The sequence below is a fragment of the Pseudomonas sp. 86_A genome (assembly GCF_017491705.1).
Taxonomy (GTDB): domain Bacteria; phylum Pseudomonadota; class Gammaproteobacteria; order Pseudomonadales; family Pseudomonadaceae; genus Aquipseudomonas; species Aquipseudomonas koreensis.
The window spans coordinates 219,493-240,048 of the sequence record NZ_JAFGYS010000002.1; the positions used below are offsets into that span (position 1 = coordinate 219,493).

Annotated in this window: 21 protein-coding genes; 10 read left to right on the forward strand and 11 right to left on the reverse strand. The window is 41.2% G+C overall.

What is annotated here, in order from left to right; genetic code table 11:
• The first annotated feature begins 307 nt into the window (after positions 1–307).
• Positions 308–1,246: a hypothetical protein gene (locus tag J5M57_RS04330; RefSeq protein WP_207847652.1), complete on the forward strand. Its 939-nt coding sequence runs from the start codon at positions 308–310 to the stop codon at positions 1,244–1,246.
• Positions 1,243–1,839, forward strand: coding sequence for a hypothetical protein (locus J5M57_RS04335; RefSeq protein WP_207847653.1), 597 nt, complete (start codon positions 1,243–1,245; stop codon positions 1,837–1,839). Before J5M57_RS04330 ends, J5M57_RS04335 begins: the two co-directional genes overlap by 4 nt.
• Here J5M57_RS04335 and J5M57_RS04340 read toward each other — a convergent pair.
• From J5M57_RS04340 to J5M57_RS04350, 3 genes are all read right to left on the reverse strand, one after another.
• Positions 1,836–2,561: a hypothetical protein gene (locus J5M57_RS04340; protein ID WP_207847654.1), complete on the reverse strand. Its 726-nt coding sequence runs from the start codon at positions 2,559–2,561 to the stop codon at positions 1,836–1,838. The genes J5M57_RS04335 and J5M57_RS04340 overlap by 4 nt on opposite strands.
• Entirely contained in the window at positions 2,558–3,910 is a 1,353-nt protein-coding gene (locus tag J5M57_RS04345) for a hypothetical protein (protein ID WP_207847655.1), read from the reverse strand. Before J5M57_RS04345 ends, J5M57_RS04340 begins: the two co-directional genes overlap by 4 nt.
• Before the next feature lie 91 nt (positions 3,911–4,001).
• Positions 4,002–5,459, reverse strand: a complete 1,458-nt coding sequence (locus J5M57_RS04350) for a hypothetical protein (RefSeq protein WP_207847658.1) — start codon at positions 5,457–5,459, stop codon at positions 4,002–4,004.
• A gap of 140 nt (positions 5,460–5,599) precedes the next feature.
• Here J5M57_RS04350 and J5M57_RS04355 point away from each other — a divergent pair, with 140 nt between their 5' ends.
• From J5M57_RS04355 to J5M57_RS04370, 4 genes are all read left to right on the forward strand, one after another.
• Positions 5,600–6,289 (forward strand): hypothetical protein, encoded by a 690-nt coding sequence (locus J5M57_RS04355; RefSeq protein ID WP_243435061.1) that lies wholly within the window; start codon positions 5,600–5,602, stop codon positions 6,287–6,289.
• 69 nt (positions 6,290–6,358) lie between these two features.
• Positions 6,359–7,126 carry a hypothetical protein gene (locus J5M57_RS04360; protein WP_207847660.1) on the forward strand — a complete coding sequence of 256 codons (768 nt, stop codon included), beginning with the start codon at positions 6,359–6,361 and terminating at the stop codon, positions 7,124–7,126.
• Positions 7,127–7,182: 56 nt separating this feature from the next.
• On the forward strand, positions 7,183–7,491 hold the full coding sequence (locus J5M57_RS04365) for a type II toxin-antitoxin system RelE/ParE family toxin (protein ID WP_056788882.1): 309 nt from the start codon (positions 7,183–7,185) through the stop codon (positions 7,489–7,491).
• Positions 7,488–7,769, forward strand: a complete 282-nt coding sequence (locus J5M57_RS04370; RefSeq protein ID WP_056788879.1) for an addiction module antidote protein — start codon at positions 7,488–7,490, stop codon at positions 7,767–7,769. Before J5M57_RS04365 ends, J5M57_RS04370 begins: the two co-directional genes overlap by 4 nt.
• A gap of 82 nt (positions 7,770–7,851) precedes the next feature.
• Here the strand turns inward: J5M57_RS04370 and J5M57_RS04375 are convergent, their stop codons facing one another.
• From J5M57_RS04375 to J5M57_RS04390, 4 genes are all read right to left on the reverse strand, one after another.
• On the reverse strand, positions 7,852–8,637 hold the full coding sequence (locus J5M57_RS04375; protein WP_207847661.1) for a hypothetical protein: 786 nt from the start codon (positions 8,635–8,637) through the stop codon (positions 7,852–7,854).
• A gap of 56 nt (positions 8,638–8,693) precedes the next feature.
• Positions 8,694–9,014, reverse strand: a complete 321-nt coding sequence (locus tag J5M57_RS04380) for a hypothetical protein (protein WP_207847664.1) — start codon at positions 9,012–9,014, stop codon at positions 8,694–8,696.
• 76 nt (positions 9,015–9,090) lie between these two features.
• Complete coding sequence (locus tag J5M57_RS04385; protein WP_207847665.1) at positions 9,091–9,822, reverse strand: hypothetical protein; 732 nt, start codon at positions 9,820–9,822, stop codon at positions 9,091–9,093.
• A gap of 35 nt (positions 9,823–9,857) precedes the next feature.
• Entirely contained in the window at positions 9,858–10,550 is a 693-nt protein-coding gene (locus J5M57_RS04390; RefSeq protein WP_207847666.1) for an SOS response-associated peptidase family protein, read from the reverse strand.
• Positions 10,551–10,589: 39 nt separating this feature from the next.
• On the opposite strand from J5M57_RS04390, the gene J5M57_RS04395 reads away from it, so the two are divergent.
• Complete coding sequence (locus tag J5M57_RS04395; protein WP_347709552.1) at positions 10,590–10,850, forward strand: DUF2188 domain-containing protein; 261 nt, start codon at positions 10,590–10,592, stop codon at positions 10,848–10,850.
• Positions 10,851–10,941: 91 nt separating this feature from the next.
• Here J5M57_RS04395 and J5M57_RS04400 read toward each other — a convergent pair whose 3' ends face one another.
• The 4 genes from J5M57_RS04400 to J5M57_RS04415 all read right to left on the reverse strand — a co-directional run bounded on the left by J5M57_RS04400 (position 10,942) and on the right by J5M57_RS04415 (position 13,735).
• A complete protein-coding gene (locus tag J5M57_RS04400) occupies positions 10,942–11,529 on the reverse strand; it encodes a hypothetical protein (protein ID WP_207847667.1) in 588 nt (195 codons plus the stop codon).
• Between the two features lie 95 nt (positions 11,530–11,624).
• Entirely contained in the window at positions 11,625–12,005 is a 381-nt protein-coding gene (locus J5M57_RS04405; protein WP_207847668.1) for a hypothetical protein, read from the reverse strand.
• A 26-nt stretch (positions 12,006–12,031) separates the two neighbouring features.
• Positions 12,032–12,472: a hypothetical protein gene (locus tag J5M57_RS04410; protein WP_207847669.1), complete on the reverse strand. Its 441-nt coding sequence runs from the start codon at positions 12,470–12,472 to the stop codon at positions 12,032–12,034.
• A 258-nt stretch (positions 12,473–12,730) separates the two neighbouring features.
• On the reverse strand, positions 12,731–13,735 hold the full coding sequence (locus tag J5M57_RS04415; protein ID WP_207847670.1) for a DNA adenine methylase: 1,005 nt from the start codon (positions 13,733–13,735) through the stop codon (positions 12,731–12,733).
• Positions 13,736–14,458: 723 nt separating this feature from the next.
• Here J5M57_RS04415 and J5M57_RS28915 point away from each other — a divergent pair.
• From J5M57_RS28915 to J5M57_RS04425, 3 genes are all read left to right on the forward strand, one after another.
• Entirely contained in the window at positions 14,459–15,922 is a 1,464-nt protein-coding gene (locus J5M57_RS28915; RefSeq protein WP_243435063.1) for a hypothetical protein, read from the forward strand.
• 108 nt (positions 15,923–16,030) lie between these two features.
• Positions 16,031–17,131, forward strand: a complete 1,101-nt coding sequence (locus tag J5M57_RS28920; protein WP_243435064.1) for a hypothetical protein — start codon at positions 16,031–16,033, stop codon at positions 17,129–17,131.
• A 59-nt stretch (positions 17,132–17,190) separates the two neighbouring features.
• Positions 17,191–19,767: a hypothetical protein gene (locus J5M57_RS04425; RefSeq protein WP_243435065.1), complete on the forward strand. Its 2,577-nt coding sequence runs from the start codon at positions 17,191–17,193 to the stop codon at positions 19,765–19,767.
• Positions 19,768–20,556: the final 789 nt, after the last annotated feature.

A 20,556-nucleotide genomic window follows, 5' to 3' on the forward strand; every position in this document is an offset into this window, starting at 1 on the left:
TGGTATAATCTATAAAAACAAACTTAACAATTATGCAAAATTCAAAACCATCTACAATCCAAGCTTATGCCAAATACTATAAAATTGAACGCTTCATAAAATTTGCAATGCTTGCGCTTGCTATATTGATAGCTTGCTCAATTTTCATGAGCCATTCCATGGGCAATTTTAGTTTCATAAATTGGTTAGAGGTTGTTTCTCAAAAAACAAATTTAACTCAAATTATTTGCGGCTCAATTGCTTACATCGCAGTACCAATTACCCTCTCCTACCTAATCATTTACAGAAACAAAAAACATCAGGCTTAATGCCTGATTTTCTTTATCCCATATGTAAAGTTTCGGCGCGCTCAAATGGTATAATTAGAGAAGAAAAAACAAACAATGCCACTATGTTTAAAGCCAGCCTAACTAAAGGTCGAGAGATTCCGATCAATGATTTGAACGAATTGCTTTACAGCAAGACTTTCGACTTCGATCCAAAGCCTAATACACTTGACGAAATCAATAGTGCCAAAAATTACACAGAGCTGAGTAATCCTTTCATTCTCTACAAGTACAACAAAGAAATTGAATTTCTACTTTTCTTTTCGAATTGCCCGACCCGCAACGATTTAATCAACGCGCTTATCTTTGACGATTACTCACAACGATTGGCTAACAAACCTCTGCCTTTTCGGTTGAAGTGGTTCTATGAAAAAGACCTCAAAGGCTTTCTAAAGGTTCTATACGCTTTTCCTACTGACGCACTCAATGTCAGCGGCTATAGAGCTAACAGCCGTTGTACAGATCACCGTTTTAAAATCAGACATGACTGGGCACAGATTCCAAACGAAGAATCACTTAACAACTTCACTACGAATGAAGAAAACTGGCTGGCATTTGATGCTTTTCAATTATGCCAATTTGATGAGTGGGCCGAAAATGCTAGGCCAAATAGTATCAATGAATACATCGTTTTTTTGCTAAAGAAAAACTATGCAAGGTACTTTACACATTACGTGAACAAGCCAGAGTGGCTAAGATACCCATTAGATTACATGACAGAACACCCCTCACTTCATAAAGACATGCTAATCACTTATGAACCATTTCTGAAAAGGTATGGGCACCTTTTCGCTAGATACAATGAAACGTATCTGAATAAAAAAGCCAAGTCATACAGAGCCTTTCTAAAGGCTACCAAACCTCAACGAATACTTATGAAAATCCTTTCAATACCAACAAATATAGCGAGACTATTATGACAGACGAATATGATGAAGACGCAATACATCAAATGATGGCAAACCTAGATACGGGAATAAATGGTGATGATGAAAAAGACATTCCCAATCCGAACGTTGACATCCTAGATCAATTTTTTAACTCCGACCCTCCACCAGAAGATAAATCTTACTCCGGGATCAAGAAGAAAATAGGCGCGCCTCTTGATAAATACTGCACTGCATTTGATCAAATCATCACAAGCAATTTTCTAAAACAACCAATCGAAACATGTGCATCTCTAATGTTTGTCACGAGCATGATTAGAACTTACACAAAAATCAAACCCGGCTCCCCTGAATGGAAGACATGCTTTGAGGAAGTAAAGGCTTTTGTGAAACATATGGACGACCACTATAGTATTTTTAAGTACACCCATTTCGAAAACGACAAGATCAACACTCACTTTGTAGAAAATCTATTCGAGTTAGACAGGATTATTTTCAAGATGGGTTATTCAAAGGTCAAATGGGAATACAGACAGCCCATGGAAATCTTAACAATCTGCCTGAAATTTCCAACGAACAAATCAGTGCTAGCCGAGATATTTACAGATTTGCAGGGCGACCTTTAATCGCCTTTTATGTAGGTGCTTGTCGTATCAAATGTGTAAAGTTCATCGAATAGAACATCTGCATTCTTCTGTAGTTTCTTATCCAAAAAGCTTTTCAAGTCATCATCACCCAACATCAGGTGAGGTGCTTTCAAGGCTTCATGACGAGCTACAGCTAACGGTATGCGCTGATTGTCAGCGAAGTACTGCCCGAGGTTAGAAGCCAGCTTACGCGCAATCACAGCTTGAACTTGTCCCTCCACGGAATCACGCCCAGCTTCCAGGACCGAATCAGGCAGATCTAGGCACGCATTGTGGATTACGTCAGTGAAGAGCCTTACAAGACCCCCTTCTGGCGTTACAGCTTCATCAGCTACCAGGGAGAGAATGATCTGGCCTTCGTTCGATGCTCCCACCGAAAATTCATGATGCACATCACGTATGAGGGAAAGCGCTAGCTCTGCAGACTGGGTACGCACGTCAAGGACGCAGAAGCCCTTGCCCATCATAAGTACAGAAGACAAGCCATTGGCCGGGGCTACAATTTCTTCCCCTAAATGGGGCACCACAAGCGGCAAAGACCGGGCCGCACGAATCATGGTGCTGATCAATCGTTCTCGACATCTGTTGAGGAATTCAGGCTTCGCCACCAGCTCATCAGCAGCTTTGGAAGCCTCCTTGCTTCTTGGCTTTTGAGCTTGGTTAGCCACGAAGAAGGAGAACAGCCCCTTAACGGAAATCATGGCTTGTACCCCCTTTTGACTGCCTCACGCACTGTGTGGTCGTCTTGCTCATTCTTTTCAAGCTTGTGCATTTCAGAAAGGTTTTTACCTCCTACGATTTTACTCAAATCAAGTGAAACTTCGTGCATGTTTCCGTCTTTTACCTTTTTACCAACGACATTCTTTGAATCATCTGTAATCGACATATCTACACTTGCTTTCTTTGCTTGTTCTTCAAAAGTAGAGAGATTGCCATTGCTGGCTAACACTACATTTCTAATAGCCTTTTCAATTCTTTGCTCTTCAGTCATTTTCAGCTCTTCGATATACCTCTCCCCTTTTTCTACCGTAGCTGTAAGAAAGGTTGCAGAAAACTTTTTATCAACAGTCGAACCTGTGACATGCTGACCATCATTGCTGAACGTAATTTCTAAATTATGTTCACTTGCGAGGACTGGTCTTTTGCTATCCAAGAAATCCAAATCACCACCGAAAACCTTCAGCATTCTTAACGTGCGTTGTTCTAATGCTTCTTGTGCAGTTATAGTTTTAACACCGCCAGTCAGGGGCGGGGCTTGCGAATTCACTGGCTTTGCGTTGTTAGTTGATTCCGCACCAACCTTGACGGGCTCGATTTTAGGCTTTAACTCATCCATAAGGTATCTGAAATCTTTATCAAGAATGACAATTCTCTTATGATCAATACCCGCAGCATGAAGCGTTTTATAACATGACACGAAATATTTTTTACGTTCTTCATTGCTTACTAAATCTGGATCTGTTGAAAGCTCAATGCTTTTTTTACTTCCCGTATAATTATGTCTTGCTTCAAAGTCAACAACCTCTTGAACCCAGGGACCATTGATATTTACATAAAACCTAACCCCACCTGTTCTATTGAGGTCAAATTGAGTTCTATTTCTTTCATCCGCTATCTTAATCTTTGAGTTAGAAAACTCCATTATAGACATATTGTATTTTTCTAGAATTACCTTCAACTCAGCTAGATAATCTTTTGCCTCAACCATTGAATTTTCCGGGCATTTAGCCAGCTCAGACTCTGGTACTCGCTTAACATTTATACTAGCAATAACCTTGTCACGAAATGCCCCGTCTGTATCAGTCAAATAATCATATTTAGTTTGACTATTGCTTCCCATGCCAAAGGTTTTAGATTCTTCTGCGAAAGCCTTCAATATATCATCGCTATACTGCTCTTGATTCTCTGGCAAATCATTGATGACACTGGGCGTTGAATCTGAATCTTGAAATGACTGAATGACATCTACTGTATTTTCTGTAAATCCACTGTCTTTTTTTCCGCCAAAAACCTCTTTCAGGTTATCTTTAATTTTGTCTATAAACTTCATTTTAGATTTGTTTGTTAATGCTTTAATTATACCATTTCGCAATCAGTAAATTATCCGCAAAAAAAAGAACCCGAAGGTTCTCTTATTTCATTCACATCGAAGGTTTGTTTCTTCGACTTGTTTGCCTCTCTTCCACATCCACAGGTTTTGGCTCAAACAAAGCATCCGCGCTTGCTGCTTTGGCTGCATTGCTTGGCTTTATTTCTTTAAACTGATTATCTGCGCTTGAAATATTATTCAGTGCGTTGAACAACCCCGCCCCTAATTTTGAAGTCCCAACCACGATGCTACTTAGAGGAAATGTCTCCCTCTCTTTTGTATTACCATTTACTTTCGAAACAACCACGTCTTGGTAATCATCTGAAAATGACAAATCAATCCCATTTTTCTTTAGATAAGATTTTTGCTTAACAAAATTTTCGAGATTCATACCTGATCTTATGATCGCCAGTTGCCCTTGACCTTCAAGCGAATTGAAGACCCTTCTGTATTCTTCAGCATCAGGCATCTTCGAAGTATCAAATTGAAAATTTCGATCTGGAATGCTCGCATCACCCCCAATCTTTGTGACATTAAAGGTACTGCCATCATGTGATATTTTAATCTTTAGCCCTTCTGTTTTATCTAATTCTACCCCTCTATTTATCATATCCAATATAGAATCTCCCCTCCTGAACAACCCTTCGCCCAAAAAGATCTCTTCAATTCTATCTTTCACTACATCGGCGCTCTGCTCCGCAGGAATTTCTTCTTTTGGTTGAGAGACCTTTTGAGAGGATTCAGCCATTGGTGCAGCAGGTTCAACTGGCTTTTCAACAGGCTTGTTTTGACTCACGACATTAACACCAGCTACAGCGGGCTCTTCTGGATTAGCTGCCTGTGCGTCTGTTTTGTACTTATCAAGAATAGAGTTGAATTGCTCGTTTTTTAAAATAATACGGTCGAGGCTAACGCCAGACTCTATCAACGTGCCAATAGTGTTCTTAATGAATTCCTCTTGCGCAGCAATTGCTTCTGGAGTTTTTTTGGAATCATCTACCCACACCTCAAGCACCGTGTCTGGCTGATGAAACTTAAATGGGGCTACTGCTCTCACTATGTCTTGGTTCATTTGGCAATTCAAATCGCCCTCATTGAATCGTATATCACCACTATGCTTTACACTCACATCAATAGCGCGTTCTTGCCCTACTTTTATGAAGTAAAGGTCTACGCCGTCATGAATGTCGTCTTTCTTCTGCATTACTTTTCTATCGTAATTTTTACCTATTTTCAGTAGAGCCGAAATAAATTCATCCACTGGAAGCTGCTCTTCTTCCTCTTCATTGGAAAGCTTAGTCAAAGGCAGGGTACGTTTAACATTTACACCACCACTCATAACCTCTTGTTGTTCTGGTTGAGGCACTGGATCTGGTTCAGGTAGTTTCTTAGCGATACCTTTCTTGGCAAGCATTGCATCAATATCTTTGACTTGCTGTGCATCATCTATTTCAGAGGATTGATTTCTTTTTGCCAGCGCTTGCTTTTCTTCTTCTTTTGTATACTTCATATTAGACTTGTTAGTTATATGAACAATTATATCATTTTCTTTTGTAAATCCACGTCAAACAAATTGACAATAGGTTTTCCATCAATTATCTTCAGGCAATTCTTATTAAAAACACCAACACGCACGCAAGGAACGAGTGAATGACTGACAAAGCATCTCAAACTGAATATGAAACCGCCATTGCTGCTGATCTTCACGCAGCTCCTGCGAAAGAGCTGGGCGCAAAGGTTTTGAAGCACCTGCTGTCTGTCACGACTTCATCAGCCTTGACTGACATCCACGCTCAAATTGCCACAGCAGCATCATCGGGCGATGACGAAAAGCTGGTTAAGCTTTTTGAAGAATTGAAAAAGCTGAAAGATGCAGAAAAAGCTAACCTCAAGTCCTTGGCAGAATTGAAGAAAAGTACTTCTTTTGAACGCGTTCTGTTGGCTTTCCAAGACGAATTCAAAGCCTTGGCCTATCAGATTTCCCTCGAGGTCATCAAAGGCACACACGTAGCGTTGAAGAATGCCGGTAGCAAAACAAAGGGCACTCGCAAAACCAGCGAGAAAGACCCATCCGGCGAGCCGACATTCCACACCGTGACGCACAATGGTAAGTCTGAAAAGCTGTTCTCTCGCCGTGGCCGTGCTGCTGCTAACCTAACTCAAGACGAACCAGCATTCACCTTCTTGGGCTTTAAGATCGTCAAGGATGAAGACGGAAAGGAAACGCTCAACCCGGCCACTATCAAGCTTACAGACGGCTCCGAGGTTCCAGCTACCCGACCAAACATCATCAGGGCTATCACTGAGAAAACCGCTTTCGATGGTTACACCATCGCTTGATGGTTCCAAACTGCTAGCATGAAGCCCCGGCCTATCGGGGCTTTTTTTCGTCTGTCATTAGGGACTCACATGGAAGAAGTGTTCAGAAGCAATGGTGATGATTCCTTCCGGGCTTACCTCACGGCAGGGACAGAAAACCTAGAAGAGATCCTTGAAGCAGGTTCCCCGTTCCTGACCATGATGGACGACCTCGATTCGTTCCTGAATCAGCATGTGAGCGGCCCGAACGTCGAGATCGATAATCAGATAATCCACCTATTGCGCATCAACGCCCGTTTTCTTTTGATGACCGGGTTTCGCATTGGCCTGACAGGCCACGTTTCAGGGATTTTCCCCATTCTACGCACGGCACTGGAAACCGCTTGTTACGCACTGCTGATGTCGAAGAACGATTCCCTGTGTGACATATGGTTAGGTCGTAACAGCTCACCAGAGGGCTTCAAAGCCTGCAAAAACGCTTTCAATAAACCTATGAAAGACGCTCAAAAACTCGTGGATGAGCATGACCCTGTACTGGGTGCCTGGATGTATGCGCTATACGAAAGCACCATCGACTTTGGCGCACACCCCAATCCGAAGACGGTGACTCTTCATACTAGATTCACTGACGATGACCAGGGCATGACTTTGATTGAAAATATTGGTCTCTATGGTGTCAGCAATTATGGATATGAAGGCGGGCTACTCGCCTGCGTCGAAATGGGTTTAGCAACTGCATTGGTTTTGTCCATGACACACGACAAGGTGACTCGTGATGCTGTACAGGCTCTCCAGGCACTCAATGACAGGAAGAACGAGCTGGAAGATATGATCAGAGAGAAGCACCACCAGAACTGATCAAAAGTGATCATCCTTTCGTTGCTGGAGTGTCGCCGTTCGGCTACACTTGCCTCATGAACACAATCATCACTACCCATGAATTTGATAACTGGCTGAAAGGTCTGAAAGACGTACAGGCACGTCTACGGATCGTTTCTCGGATCTTGAGTGCAGAGGCGGGTAATTTTGGTGACTGTGAGCCGGTGGGCGAAGGCATCAGCGAAATGCGGATCTTCGTCGGGCCGGGATACCGTGTGTACTACACGCGCCGTGGCGAGGTCGTTTACCTGCTACTGTGTGGCGGCAATAAGTCATCACAGAAACGAGACATCAAGCTTGCCAAATCCATCCTCGATGAGATCGAGCAAGGAGACGTAAAATGAGAGAACTCAAAGCATTTGATGCATCCCAGTACCTCACCAACGAGGACGAGATTGCTCAATTCCTGACCATTTCTTTGGAAGACCCAAACCCTGACGTGTTCCTTCGCGCTCTGCAGGAAGTCGCCAAGGCTCGTGGCATGAGCCAGCTTGCCAAGGATGCTGGTATCAATCGTGAGAGCCTGTACAAAGCATTGGCACCGGGCGCAAAGCCCCGTTATGACACAGTGTTGAAGCTTGTGAATGCGCTAGGTGTGAAGCTGACAGCCCAGCACGTTTAGGCCCGATCCCTCCCGGACTGACCGGGAGCATGAGTAAATATAAAACCTCCTAAAAGGAGGCTTATTTTTTAATATAAGATTGTTATTTATACCTAATTTTACAATCCTCGTATATTTTATTATTTAGCCTCTCATAACTTAAAAGAGAAACTTCAGCTACATCTAGAGTACGAATGGATTCCTCATCGCACTTTATCAAATTATTGTTACACGAATTATCATTATACAGACCCTCTATGAATGCCGGAAACCTCCATGCGAGGTGCCCATAGCTTATAGAAATATCTAAAAAGTTTTTCAGCGACCTTCTAAAGCAGCAAGAAAAAACAAACGAACCATCCTTTCTTGATAAAATCAGATCTTTACGAAACCTAATAACATCCGAAGTGACATTTTTATCAGGCTCTTTGATTTCCAGCTCTGAAACTTCTGCTTCAAATCCATATTCTTCAAGCAGCCTCAAAAGAAAACAAGGAACATAAAAGGACTTAGCATATATATATTCAGAGTACCCTAAAACCCGATCCTTCTTAACCTCAAATTGATAACCATAATTTTCAGCTTTGATCCTTCGGATACTAGCAATTACCTCTACCAATTCTTCTCTTACTGATTCAGAATATGAGCTAAAAAATTCTGTTTTCAATTTAGTATATTCTTTAACTGAATTTTCTAACCAGTCATATTCAAGACCGTTTATAGCAAAATCATCATTTGAATCAATGCAGTCATCCTTATTATTCTTTGCGCCTATTGGATCTTCTTCAATAAGGAATGAAAAATCTAGATCGTCATTTTGCATTTCAGCAACTGGCTGAGAACTTTCAGGTAACGCACCTTTATTTTTTGTAGCTTTTCTTTTAGTCATAAATGGATAAATTGTTATACAAACAATTATACCATTTGATAAAACCAAACCACCATTTAGGAGGCTGGCAATTCAATTTCTTTTAAATGTTTTATTTGTTTATGAGTTATTACCGTTTCTCCGCGAAACATCTGCACCTCTTTGTCCTTGAACCTTCTCACAGCGATTCCTACGTCTTTGACCAAATCCCAGCCAACCACCGAATCTAGCTTTACATCATAGTAGTCCAAAGAAATTACAGTTCTTCCTGAATAATCTTTGTAAGATAATCCATATGCGCAATAACCGTAATCACGGGCTATATGCCTTAAAGAATCAATCAACCCTTCAAAATGCGTTAGATATTCGTCATCAGACTTGAATTTAATTTTACTCATAGTAAATGTAGGTTTGTTTATGAGTCAAATTATACCAAACCGAATTAGCAAAATTTACCCGTAAGGCAAATTAATTTCATAACTTAAATCTTGGCCTATCAGGCTTATTTTGCTCAACCGGGGCTGGCGCAGAAAAAACGTCCATCACACGTTTAGCAAAAGAGTTTTCAAAATCAGCAAACCTGTTGGGAACAATGAATTCGTTTTTAAAGCCTTTGACGTATGGATTGAGGGCTATCCAGGTATTGGGCATGTCTAGCTCACGCGATTTAGTGAAATCATCGCCAGAAAGCTTCTGGAGGTCATCCAGCTTCTTGATAGGAATCCCCTTCTCAGTGATGTTCCTCACCAACTGCGCTTCAGGGTCTTTGAACGTCATACCCTTCACCTTCTCGTACCACTGCTTGAAGGTGTTATCGAGATCTAGCATAGGCTCACCTTGGCTTACACTGTGATTCCTCAAGTTGACGTAGTTATCGACAGTCTTGGTTAAGGCATTGATGGTCATTGGAGCATGGTCTTTCTGTGTATAGACATTGCACATGTCAAAGCCATAGTAGTCTTCTCCATCCTTCTGAATCACCGTGTTGGTGAAAACAGGGCTACCAAAATTAAGAACGTTCGGGGCTTTCTCACCTTGCGCACGAACCTCTTCTGCAACCAAAGCTGTTAACCAGCGCGGTAGAAACGCTTCTTCTTTGATTTTCGACATTTTGTAATCAACGTCAGGACTGACGTTGTTGGCGTAATCCAAAGCTTTGATGAAGCTTTGAACCTGTGCGCGGTATTCTGATTTTAGGTTTTGCATACATATTTTTATTTGTTATGTGCTGATTCTAGCATTTAGGTTATCGATTTTATGAGATAAGCCCCTTTGTTCTTCACGTTTCCCACGTCCTTGCTGACCGGATACCACTCAAAATCTTCTGCAGGTTGCCCAAGATCGCGGGCAATTTCCTTGGCCCGATCCTTCGTCAGTTCAGGGGAAAGCCATTCCCGCGCAAGCTCGGGAGAAAGAACCACTGGCCTACGGTCATGTACGTCTACCATGCCCCCATCAGCATCGGCAGTGATAATTAAAAAACCCGGTGGCTCATCAGGTGACTTACCTGGCTCTACCTGGGCAAGTCCAGCGAAGAACATAGGCTTGTGGCTCTTTAACCTGATGAAGAACGGCTGCTTCTTCTCATCACCCGGTTCTTTGACCCATTCGTACCAGCCGTCAGCCATTACCAAGGCCCGGTGGTCAGGGAACAGATCCTTGTAGAACACACCCTTCGCAATGGTCTCTATGCGTGCGTTTATCGGCTGCACAACCTTCGGCTTCGGCCAAGACACCTCCCTCTTCCAACCCCAATGCACTGGCGAGATCTGCGGGCCGTCAGGCTCGGCATGGATGATTGGCACATCAGTTGAAGGGGCGATGTTGTATCGCTCAACAGGCGTGGTGTCAGCGCTTGTGAAGAGGTCGCGTTGTGGATCAAGCTCCTGCACATACTCATCAAGGCTTCTAAACATCACGAATCGACCACACATAAACCTTCTCCTTCAAATCACAGCTTGGGAATCTCACCCGTGGCTTCAGAAATCGTTGCTAGGATTTCTTCCATCTCCCCTAACTATCACATCACAAAGTCGGCTGACCATTGGATTCTCAAGAAGCAAGGTGCTGAACGGGCGTCGAAGACTGCTGATACCAAGGCAGAAATCATCAAGCTCGCGGTCGAGTTTTTAGAAGGCAAAACCGCATCCCTGAAAATCCATAAAGAAGATGGGACCATTCAGGAAGAACGCACGTACCCTCCCAGCACTGATCCTACGAAATCAAAGGGTTGATTTATCACTGTAAAGCCCTTGATAGGGTTTTATTTTTGACCGAAAAAAAACCGCCTATGCGGGCGGTCGTTTCCTTGTACAGCATGGTTCATCACATTTTGAGCCTAGACTTTTTGGTTGGCTTTGCATCTACACCAAAATTCTTTTCGACGGATTCAACGATTCCTTGAGCCTCTATAAGGCCGCTCATCAAATCTGGAACAAATACATCTTGTCTTCCAAAATTGTGCTTAACAAAAACATTTGCACCTTTTCCTAATAATCCTTTTGGACCATCACTTGGAATCAACTCCAAAATAGAGTCTCCCAAAGATTTTGAGAAATATATATTGCTTTCGAATTTTACAGTTGGATAATACTCCGTAGTCCTGTCAACTACAATAACACCTGATGCAACTCGATCCTTTAAAACCTTTAGCGCGGGTTTATTTATAATCAAGTCAAGAATTTGAGCCTGACCCAAGGCACGATCAACCGCCCAATCAGTCGCGCGAAAATTACCCATCAAACTAGCATTCAACCCTAACCCTTTTAATATTTCTCCCTTTTCTTGAACATACGTCTCTGAAAATGTTCTCTTGAAACAATCATCATTCTCGGCCGCATTTAATTCCTTTGTTCTTCTCATTACCTCCACCAAAACAGCCGTAAATTTATCAGCTTCATTTTTAAATTTCATTATTCTTCACCATTTGATACGAAAGCGTAATTGCCTTCATAGAGTTAATTATAACATTTTGAAATAACAAAATAACGATGTGCACCATTCACAGGTCAATCAAAATAAAAAGATAGAGTCTTGAATTCATCCTCATACTCCAGCTCATATCTTTTACTAGCCACATTCCACTGCTTTATCCCATCCGATCTCAAATTAGAAACCTGTCCAAAAACCCAATCAATATAAACATATTCAATAGTATCTACATAAATGAAGACACAGGTTTCATCTGTTAAATAGATTTGAACACATTCACTATCGATCACATCAACCCGCGTAACCTTTCTCTCAAATCTCCCATTATCAACCATTAATCGAAATTTGTTTTCTTCAACAAACATGCAAAATCCTTGAAAAACCTTGCTTTTGCTTTCGCTTACCTCAAGAGAAATTGTTTCTATTAGCATCATAAAACCACCATTTTTATCATCCAATCAGCGGAATTTCTGAATGGCATTATTCAATCATCATCATTAAATAAATGATTCATTGTGTCCCACGACTCAAGAACAGCACGCAGTTGCTCGCTAACATCAGCTATGTCGCCCCCGTTGAATTCCTCTCCTACCATTACTCCAGAACTGAAATCCACGTAACCCGCAAATTCACCGTCATTGTCTGCATAATTTAAGTAAACTTCGGTCATACCTGATGCAATAAGCTTTTCAAATGTTTCTTGAAGAAAATCGTCATCAAAGCCATAACACTCATAACAAAAAATCAATGTCTCCGGGTTTGAAAGATTCATATGATAAACAGAACCCATTTGATCGATTAATTCAGAAACTTCACCTCTATACTGACTGATATCCGAAACCTTGTCCCATTGAGGAAAATTATCAAAAACGAATTCATCGATTTTTACTTGCTCGCCATTAAAGCTAAACTCCACTTGCAACATATATTCACCTTATCTTAAACCAACCAGCAGAATTGCTGATAGGTAGTTCATTCATTCTTAAAAAGGGTCTTCGTCAACTTCAAAGCCTAGTGTTGTACCATGTAAATCTTCTTATTTATAAGCTCCCAAAAGCTGTCTATCTCTAATTCATCGACACTCATAAATCACCTTTACAAATTACTGCCAGCGGGATTGCGGACATAAATTTTCCGTCTAAAACTCGTTATGATTTTGCAGTTTTTTAGTGCATCCTCTTAATTAATTGGCCTTGTGCAACAGATGTAGGTATTCAGTCACGTAAACTTCATTCGAAGCTTCAGTACGAGACTTGAATTTCTTATACTGCATTTCCTTTCTTTCGTAATTGCCATACGAACTCATCACATCGACAATCAGATCCATAGGCATGATGCTTTCGTTTGAATAGCTCATGACCAGGTATTCAAAATTGGCAGAATCCACCAGCCGCCTAAACTCACCTTCCACCTTCGGCCTGCTAGCCCAGGCAGAGACGTTCCGGCCTTCGGGCCGACCGCTGATCCCGTGGATCGTTGGGCGCTCGTTCTGCGCAATAGTGTTGAGGACGTGATAAGCATTGCTGTACTGCATTGAGGTGTAAGGTGGATCGAGGTACAGAACGTCACCACTAACGCGCTGCAACAGCTCGTTAGCGTCTCCCAGGTACACCTCATTGCTTGCCACGGGCTCCTTCAGGTCAAACCCTCTGAACTCAACGGGTTTGAGCGAAGCAGCAGTGAATTTCTTGAGGAACGATGAGTACAGCCCAGTGGTGTTGCTCACCCTGTCAGCAGCCTCTAAGACAGAACAAAGACAGTAGTAGAACTGGCCGTCAGTCAGCTCTCCCCGTCCGTACATCCCATACACAAGCGCAACCCCAGCATCGATCTTCATGGCGTTGCCATTAGTGAAGAAGGTACGGCCACCAGACTCGCTGTAATTCTGAAAAATGAAGCCTTCCACACCATCCATACAGTGATTCATGTAGACGATGATCGGCTGACATTCGTAGACGGTCGAAGGATCATTGTTCAGCAGGTTTTCCAAGGTCGCATATGAGTAGTACTCCAAGTCATTAGCTACGACCTTGAAACGATTTTTGAAGTGATTCGCTACCCGTCCTGACCCGCTGAATAGGTCACACAGAACAATCTCATTTGATGGCTTTGAGATTGTAGAAACGCATTCATTAACAACAGAATCAATAAAGCCCAATAGCTTCGTTTTAGACCCAAGGTATTTCACAAGCGCACAGAGCGGCGCACTGTTTCAAAATGAAAGCAGTGGAAAAGACTTTAACTTTTCGGGTTCGCACTGCTGAAATCAATCAGCGTTTAGAAATTGTCTATTTCAGATAGTGCGATTGGTACAATTAACTTACTAGAAGATTCGATGAAGCAAACTTTAATGATTTTAAAAATATTGTCAAACAGCCAGAATCTAGAAAAAACAGATTTTTATTTAGCCAAAAAATATTAAATCCAAAATGATTATTTTGATAAATAACACATAGAGGCTCACACATCGCTGCAGCTCTTAGTTTCTCGGGGCTAGAGGTCATTTAAGAAAATGAAATGACTTTTTTGGAAAAAAATAAAAATCGGATTTCTTGGGAAATGCTGTTCACCCCTTCCAATTCTGATAGTCAAACTCGATCAGGTACAAGGAAGTCGATTAAAACGAATTTAAAAAAATATGTGGATCACAGCTTGAGAACAGAGAACAAAGCAACCTAACAACGTCTGATTTTTCGCACAGCTCACCAGAAGCTTGCTTGTCTCCCCGGCACAGTAGGCCACAAGCTATTCAATGTGATGGGGTAGGAAGCAGAGCCAGAGCTACACACTGCCTATCCAAGGACGGTGGAAGATCCACCAGGAGAATGGTAAATGGGTAAAAAGGCAATCGGCTTATCAGCCGAAATTACGAAGCCAAATGGTATAATTTAGAAAACCAAACCTATTACTAATGCGTCAATTAGCTCTCGCCATTCTTCTATTGCCATTTCTGTATATGTCACAAGCATCTGCAGCAGAATGTGGATTCAAATCAGATAACAAAACAGTAGATCCTAATTCATCAACGCTTTGCCCTGAAAACATCGCCATGAAACTAATGAGCAGTTCCGTTGGCGAAGGGGTTCTTCTTCTAAGCAATGATCAAGATACACAATACGCAAAGATTCAAGAAACTAAAACGGATTCACAGTTACGCTTTGATGAAGCGAATCAAGATCATTTTATAAGAGACAAGCAATACACAAGGGATTTAGCTTCCTACCTAATAATTGCCATATTTATTATAATATGGTTAATCATGGCGCTCAAAGCTTGGAAAACGGGTGAATTTCATGACTCAAAAAATGATCATGGAGAACAGGTAAAAGCCAGATATAACTTCTTGAATAACCTATTCATAGCAATTGCGGCGGTAGGGATATTTGGGCTAGGGATGGTTGGACAGAAAAACTCTTTATCCATAGCAGACGCAGTAATTATAAGGCTTGACGTAACATCTGAAATCGCAAAGCAGAAATTCATACAAATGGTAAGTTGGGTTAGACAGAAAGGATATTTGGAAACAACCGTTAAAGACTCTGAAACAGGCGTTGTAGATGATGTGACAAAGGGACAAGCCGCCTTTACGGCTTCAGCATTGTCAAACCAATTAATTTCAAAAGCCATTGTCGCGAGGCTTACAAGTCAACTCTACAACGACATTTTCAACAAGAGTGACTCATCGAATTGGGTTGTATCGAATTCGCTATCTGACATCTCAAAACAGGAAAACAATACCTTCACATTTAAGAAATTTAGTGATAACGGAGAGCTATTGTTTAAGCTTGACCCTGTGACGGTATTCAAATCAGAGCTTGATGCAGGTGCAGCAACACCTTATTTGAAGGAAATCAGATACAACGAAAGGTTTAGGGACGAAGCTGACATTCGCACAGTAGAAGCAACTGCAAACCAGTTAAGAAATGAACTGCGTAACGGCCCGTTTGAAAACAAGAAAGCCGAATACGAAGACATAAAAAACAACGTAATGGTGATGTTCTATAAGGATACGAGAGCGAACACTTATCTCAAAGAATTACCAAACGATTTTAAGCTAGCAGACGATGTGGCTGTAACAGTTTTGAATCTGGTATGTGCCGAAAATAAACAACTGCGCCTTTCCGCAAAGACCTACATTGATGCACATAAAGGTATTGGGACAAGAGGCACAGGTTCAATTGAATGCGTTGGAAACGACTGGCAGGTAATGGGTGAAGACCCAATAGCGACATACAAAACAAAGCTCTACGAAACAAGAAAGAAACTAGAAGACACTTATCGAGACAGAATTTTAGCCTTCAACGATGCGTTCAGCACGGCTTTGGAAAGCCCTTCGATCCTGGATCAGTTGAAAAAAATGATTAAAGAGGGGTAGCTAAATTTCTATTTCAATTACCAGAATCTTGTTGAAGAGACTACTTTCACGAGCATCAATCAAAACCTTTTCAACACTAAAGTCTTGCAAATCTCAGAAAGAAAGGCAGTGGATTTCTTCATAGATGATGAATGGGCACGAGCGCACGGATATGAAGCTGACTACAATAACCGAGTCAACATTAGCCAATACGTCAGAAATTACTTTTTAAAGACTGACCGTGCAACATTGCCAACTATCACTGATGCAGAAGCAATTACTCAGAAGCTGATCTTCGATAATGGTACGTCTGCTGGAATGCACAATGACTTTGAGCAGGGCGCAGGAATAGGCTTTGAATTGCCTTCTACTGCCTTAAAACGCTGCAAGCTTTCCGTTACTCACCCAATCAAATGTTATCAATTGTACGCAACAAGCCTAAGCAATACGGCTAGCGATTTGAGAGCGTTCGGATTGACCCTAGCTATTACAGGGCAAATTGCTAACGATTATGCCAAGTCAAAAATTGAAATGCCTAAAACTGATAGCGCAGCTAACATTGGTAAACAGAATAAAATCCAAGCTGGAAGCTCATTAGCACAGACCGTAACTTTCATAGCAGCAGGTATTGGTTCAAGCATTGTGTCTTTGAGCCTGACACTTGACATGATTAGTAATGGTTACAGATTTTTGCTTATCTCAGTAACTATATTGCCGTTCTACACAATGGCGGTCACACAAAAATACTTTGTTATTGCGCTCATCAAATTCTCACCATTTTTCCTTTTCGCTTTCATGAGGCTGAATGACGCTGACAATTTCGCCGCAATGCGCAAGAATATTTTTGCGTTTGCAGTGAGCATTGCAGTTTTCCCTATACTGCCTCTTATTGCATATACAATAAATTGGGAGGTAATCAGGGTCGTTTTAGTATTCACAGATGCATCGTTCTATTATGAAAGAGGCGGTATCTTTGACAACATTGTTGGATTCTTTATTGAGTGTATAAGAACGTTCATAGTGACATTGGTTTCGACAAGCATTTGTCTGCACTTTATGCAAAACACCCTTAAATTACTCGGAGGACACATGATGTTTGCAGAAGCGGTAATCAAGGTTATAGGTTGGATGATGACAATCGTAAACGTTTTATCAATCGGCTCAATAGGTATGATTAACAAGTTAAGCACAGGCTTTATTTCTTCTTTAACATCTTACAAACGAAGCTGATTACGCGTCATTAGGAAGGGCTTGAAATGGTATAATACTTTAAAACAAGCCCACCTTTAATGAAATTCTCAACTTATGCATTTCTGCTTCTATTAACCCTATTCCCTCAATTTGCTAATGCAGAGTCTATTGGCTCTAAAGCAACTGCATACATCCAATCTCAAACAGATGAAGAAAGAAGGTCTGGATTCACAGAGCCAGTATTAGACTCATTGTATGGCTGTGAAATGACACAGAGCATTGCTCAAGGGACAGAGACTGGCAAATATAACTGCATAGGAAAGAGCAACAAATTTAATAGCGGCGTATCCAAGATAGTAAATCTGTCTATCTGGAAAATGCTCACAGTGATTACCACTCTTGCGTTTTTAATTCTTAGCAGGTGGTTTTATATTAAAGTATTTGCCGCAGCCTCTCAAAAAATGAACGAGAAAAACTCTGCATTAACGGCCACATTAATCACCTTACTGTTTTATGCTTTTGCTTTTCCCGTTTTCGTGAATGAACAGGGTATTAGATACAACCTATTTACAAAGTTAGCGATAGGGACGTTTTACAAAGCTCACTCCATAGCGGAATATTATTTATTCAACGATGCTCAACAAACCAAAATTGAATACCCAAAGCGCTTTATCCCCGCTGTGAATTCAGGTGGACCAGCTAACGAGTACAACGCGATTAGCTTTCAATTGTGTACGTCGAGTATGTCAGAGCAAGAAGCCTCAAAAAAACAAAAAATCATCTTCAACTTTAACGAGTCTACAGGTGAATTCTCAGCATTTCACCAAGTGGGGAGCTGCATACTTGATGTCAGCTTCACTATCGACATGAATACCGAAAGCATTGCAAAACGGTATGGCTTACCCAGCTATGTGAGTAATTCGATTGAGACAATGAAACGAATCATTGAGGAAGAATATATTCAGAAGGCACAAGGAATCGCTGAGAACGTAATCAAGGCAGGTAAACCTAGATTGGGAGTACCTGACACATACACATCAGGTCAGCTCGTTTGCAGTGACGAAGAGAATTTCAATCTTAGCGGTATGAGCCCTAATAGCATCAAAGACTACGCCTACGATGCCGCAAAATGCATGCACGGGCGCGTGATTGACGACCTTAATAGGGTTCCAGGATACACAGAAGCGTTGATGCCCAAAGACCGAATGGTAAGAGTTTGCTCAACTGTTGACCACAGCGCCGGGTCAGAAACCAGTTTAGATCGTGATGCCAACTCAACAACCTTTACCAGCAATGCGACTCTTGAATCTACGTTGAGAGCTTGTGCAGAAAGGGCTTGCGCAAATGACTCAAGCCCAAAGAACTGTGCTGACTCACTGAATTTTTACAACCTGTATTTCAAAAACAGATACATGACCAATCCCAACATGGTTACTTTTTTTGCAAAGATATTGAATACCGATTTCAAAAACACCCTATTCTCTGGCCCAGGTGAGCAATTAGCTTCAACGATAAAATTAGACATGTATCAATCATCAAGCATACTTACATCTGAAATTAAGGACAAAGAAGCCTTTACTGTTGAATACGAAAGGATTCAGTCGAATATTAATTTACAGTACTTCATAAACAATAGTCTTGATGCAAGCCAGTTATCACCAGTTGCAAAGGATTGGGACACAGCATTTTTGAAATCCATTACAATCGGAAATGACGGTCCTTTAAGTATAGATAGAGTTGTTGACTGCTTGCAGTACTCTAGCTCAACGTCGCCTAGCGGCAGAGAATATGGTTCTGTGTTTTTAGAAATTGAAGGCTTTGGGCAAAATCTTCTTGCAGTAGGTATGATTATAAAAGCAGAACTCAGAGTAAATGATGCGATCAGAAAGAACACGTTTAGCAGAACCAAAGAGGCAGCAGGATTAAACGCTAGCAAGAATGTAATAGAGCTTGCATCAAGCTTCTTCGGATCATTCACAGGTAAGATTGCAATCCTTGCAACAGGTATAACAGCCACAACAGGCTTCAATGAGATCTACAACCCCGTAGGATTAAGCGTTGGCCCTGAAGCTCTCATAGCCTTGGCAATAATCGTCAAGGTTCCTCAAATGGCTGACTTCCTGGACACTTTTGCAAACTCCCTGATTTTGGGTGGAAACGCATTGATTTGGGCAATTCCTATTGCAATTGCATTGAGTTTTATGAGCGTAATATATACATCTATCAAATCCATGATTGGTTTTTCTATCACGGCACCGACTACAATTCTTCAAAACATCAATGGAACAACAGTTGACAAGCATACGGATATGTTTAAATTCATCCAAGAATTGGTTTTACTTTTTCTCTCAATAACCTGTTATGCCGTGATGCTGTACCACTCCTTATGGTACATAAAAGCGCTATTTATCTATAAGGTTATCGACATAGAAAAGATAACCGGCAGTTTAAATATCGGATACAGAATCACCGGAATTGGTGACATTTATTCAACCTTGATGGGAATCAGTATCTACCTTTGTATTGTCTTGATGTTATGCATTCACATAATTCGCAGATCCACCCAAATCAAAGAATTCATTGGAGTGATTCTGTATTCAACGGAAAGAAATCTCCCTGAACACGCCCAAGGAATAGAATTTTCTTCAAGCAAATTCGGAAAAAACAATATATAAGTTGGCCTTATGGCCAATTTGAGATTGTGCAGATGCTATAATTAGGAAAACAACCTAACACTATAATGTCAATCAAATTATCAAAAAATGAATCTCAGTATTCAGATGAAGAGAAAAGCGCTATTCAGCAACAATTCGATTATGCAATGAGCCAATATTGTGAAGTAGACAACCTCTACAAAATAGCTAAATTGACAGCGCTATTTTTCCCATATGGATTATTAGCGACTTTCTTTCCAATACGAAGGCTAATGCAAGCAGATCACAGCCTTTTTAGGTATTGGATGATTCTGCCAACTTTGTTGGTTATCACGTTCATTTCAGCAAACATCTATTTTTGGTATGCTTATTTTTCTGTTCGTAACACACCTATCTCTGACATATTCCCCTTCCACTTAGTAATCATCTGTTCGATTTGTTTATGGACAATCGGATTGTTCGCACAGAAGATTTCAAAAGTAGCGTGGCTAATCAGAGAACTCATCTATTACAAACAAGTCAATCGGTACAATCACTATAAACGAATCGTAGCTAGCCGCTTCACCACGTCAGGAATGAAAGGTCTATTCAATAAATTTGCAGGTAGGATTAAATAAAGCTCAATGCCTGCGGCGAATGTAGATCCAGAAATGTCGGGCCATTTTCCATAGCTATCCCTTTTGTGAATATCTCTTACAGAAATTCATAAAAGCTTTGGATTTTTCACGGTCGATTCAAGCAACGGGCAGTACCCCCAATTCGTTCGTAAATCCGTACCAGACACTTCTCGCGTCAGCGAATGCTCCACCA

What these genes read in the sequence shown, in the direction of transcription:
- J5M57_RS04330 (WP_207847652.1), top strand. Translation starts at nt 308, where the DNA reads ATGCCTGATTTTCTTTATCCCATATGTAAAGTTTCGGCGCGCTCAAAT.
- J5M57_RS04335 (WP_207847653.1), top strand. Translation starts at nt 1,243, where the DNA reads ATGACAGACGAATATGATGAAGACGCAATACATCAAATGATGGCAAAC.
- J5M57_RS04340 (WP_207847654.1), bottom strand. Translation starts at nt 2,561, where the DNA reads ATGATTTCCGTTAAGGGGCTGTTCTCCTTCTTCGTGGCTAACCAAGCT.
- J5M57_RS04345 (WP_207847655.1), bottom strand. Translation starts at nt 3,910, where the DNA reads ATGAAGTTTATAGACAAAATTAAAGATAACCTGAAAGAGGTTTTTGGC.
- J5M57_RS04350 (WP_207847658.1), bottom strand. Translation starts at nt 5,459, where the DNA reads ATGAAGTATACAAAAGAAGAAGAAAAGCAAGCGCTGGCAAAAAGAAAT.
- J5M57_RS04355 (WP_243435061.1), top strand. Translation starts at nt 5,600, where the DNA reads ATGACTGACAAAGCATCTCAAACTGAATATGAAACCGCCATTGCTGCT.
- J5M57_RS04360 (WP_207847660.1), top strand. Translation starts at nt 6,359, where the DNA reads ATGGAAGAAGTGTTCAGAAGCAATGGTGATGATTCCTTCCGGGCTTAC.
- J5M57_RS04365 (WP_056788882.1), top strand. Translation starts at nt 7,183, where the DNA reads ATGAACACAATCATCACTACCCATGAATTTGATAACTGGCTGAAAGGT.
- J5M57_RS04370 (WP_056788879.1), top strand. Translation starts at nt 7,488, where the DNA reads ATGAGAGAACTCAAAGCATTTGATGCATCCCAGTACCTCACCAACGAG.
- J5M57_RS04375 (WP_207847661.1), bottom strand. Translation starts at nt 8,637, where the DNA reads ATGACTAAAAGAAAAGCTACAAAAAATAAAGGTGCGTTACCTGAAAGT.
- J5M57_RS04380 (WP_207847664.1), bottom strand. Translation starts at nt 9,014, where the DNA reads ATGAGTAAAATTAAATTCAAGTCTGATGACGAATATCTAACGCATTTT.
- J5M57_RS04385 (WP_207847665.1), bottom strand. Translation starts at nt 9,822, where the DNA reads ATGCAAAACCTAAAATCAGAATACCGCGCACAGGTTCAAAGCTTCATC.
- J5M57_RS04390 (WP_207847666.1), bottom strand. Translation starts at nt 10,550, where the DNA reads ATGTGTGGTCGATTCGTGATGTTTAGAAGCCTTGATGAGTATGTGCAG.
- J5M57_RS04400 (WP_207847667.1), bottom strand. Translation starts at nt 11,529, where the DNA reads ATGAAATTTAAAAATGAAGCTGATAAATTTACGGCTGTTTTGGTGGAG.
- J5M57_RS04410 (WP_207847669.1), bottom strand. Translation starts at nt 12,472, where the DNA reads ATGTTGCAAGTGGAGTTTAGCTTTAATGGCGAGCAAGTAAAAATCGAT.
- J5M57_RS28915 (WP_243435063.1), top strand. Translation starts at nt 14,459, where the DNA reads ATGCGTCAATTAGCTCTCGCCATTCTTCTATTGCCATTTCTGTATATG.
- J5M57_RS04425 (WP_243435065.1), top strand. Translation starts at nt 17,191, where the DNA reads ATGAAATTCTCAACTTATGCATTTCTGCTTCTATTAACCCTATTCCCT.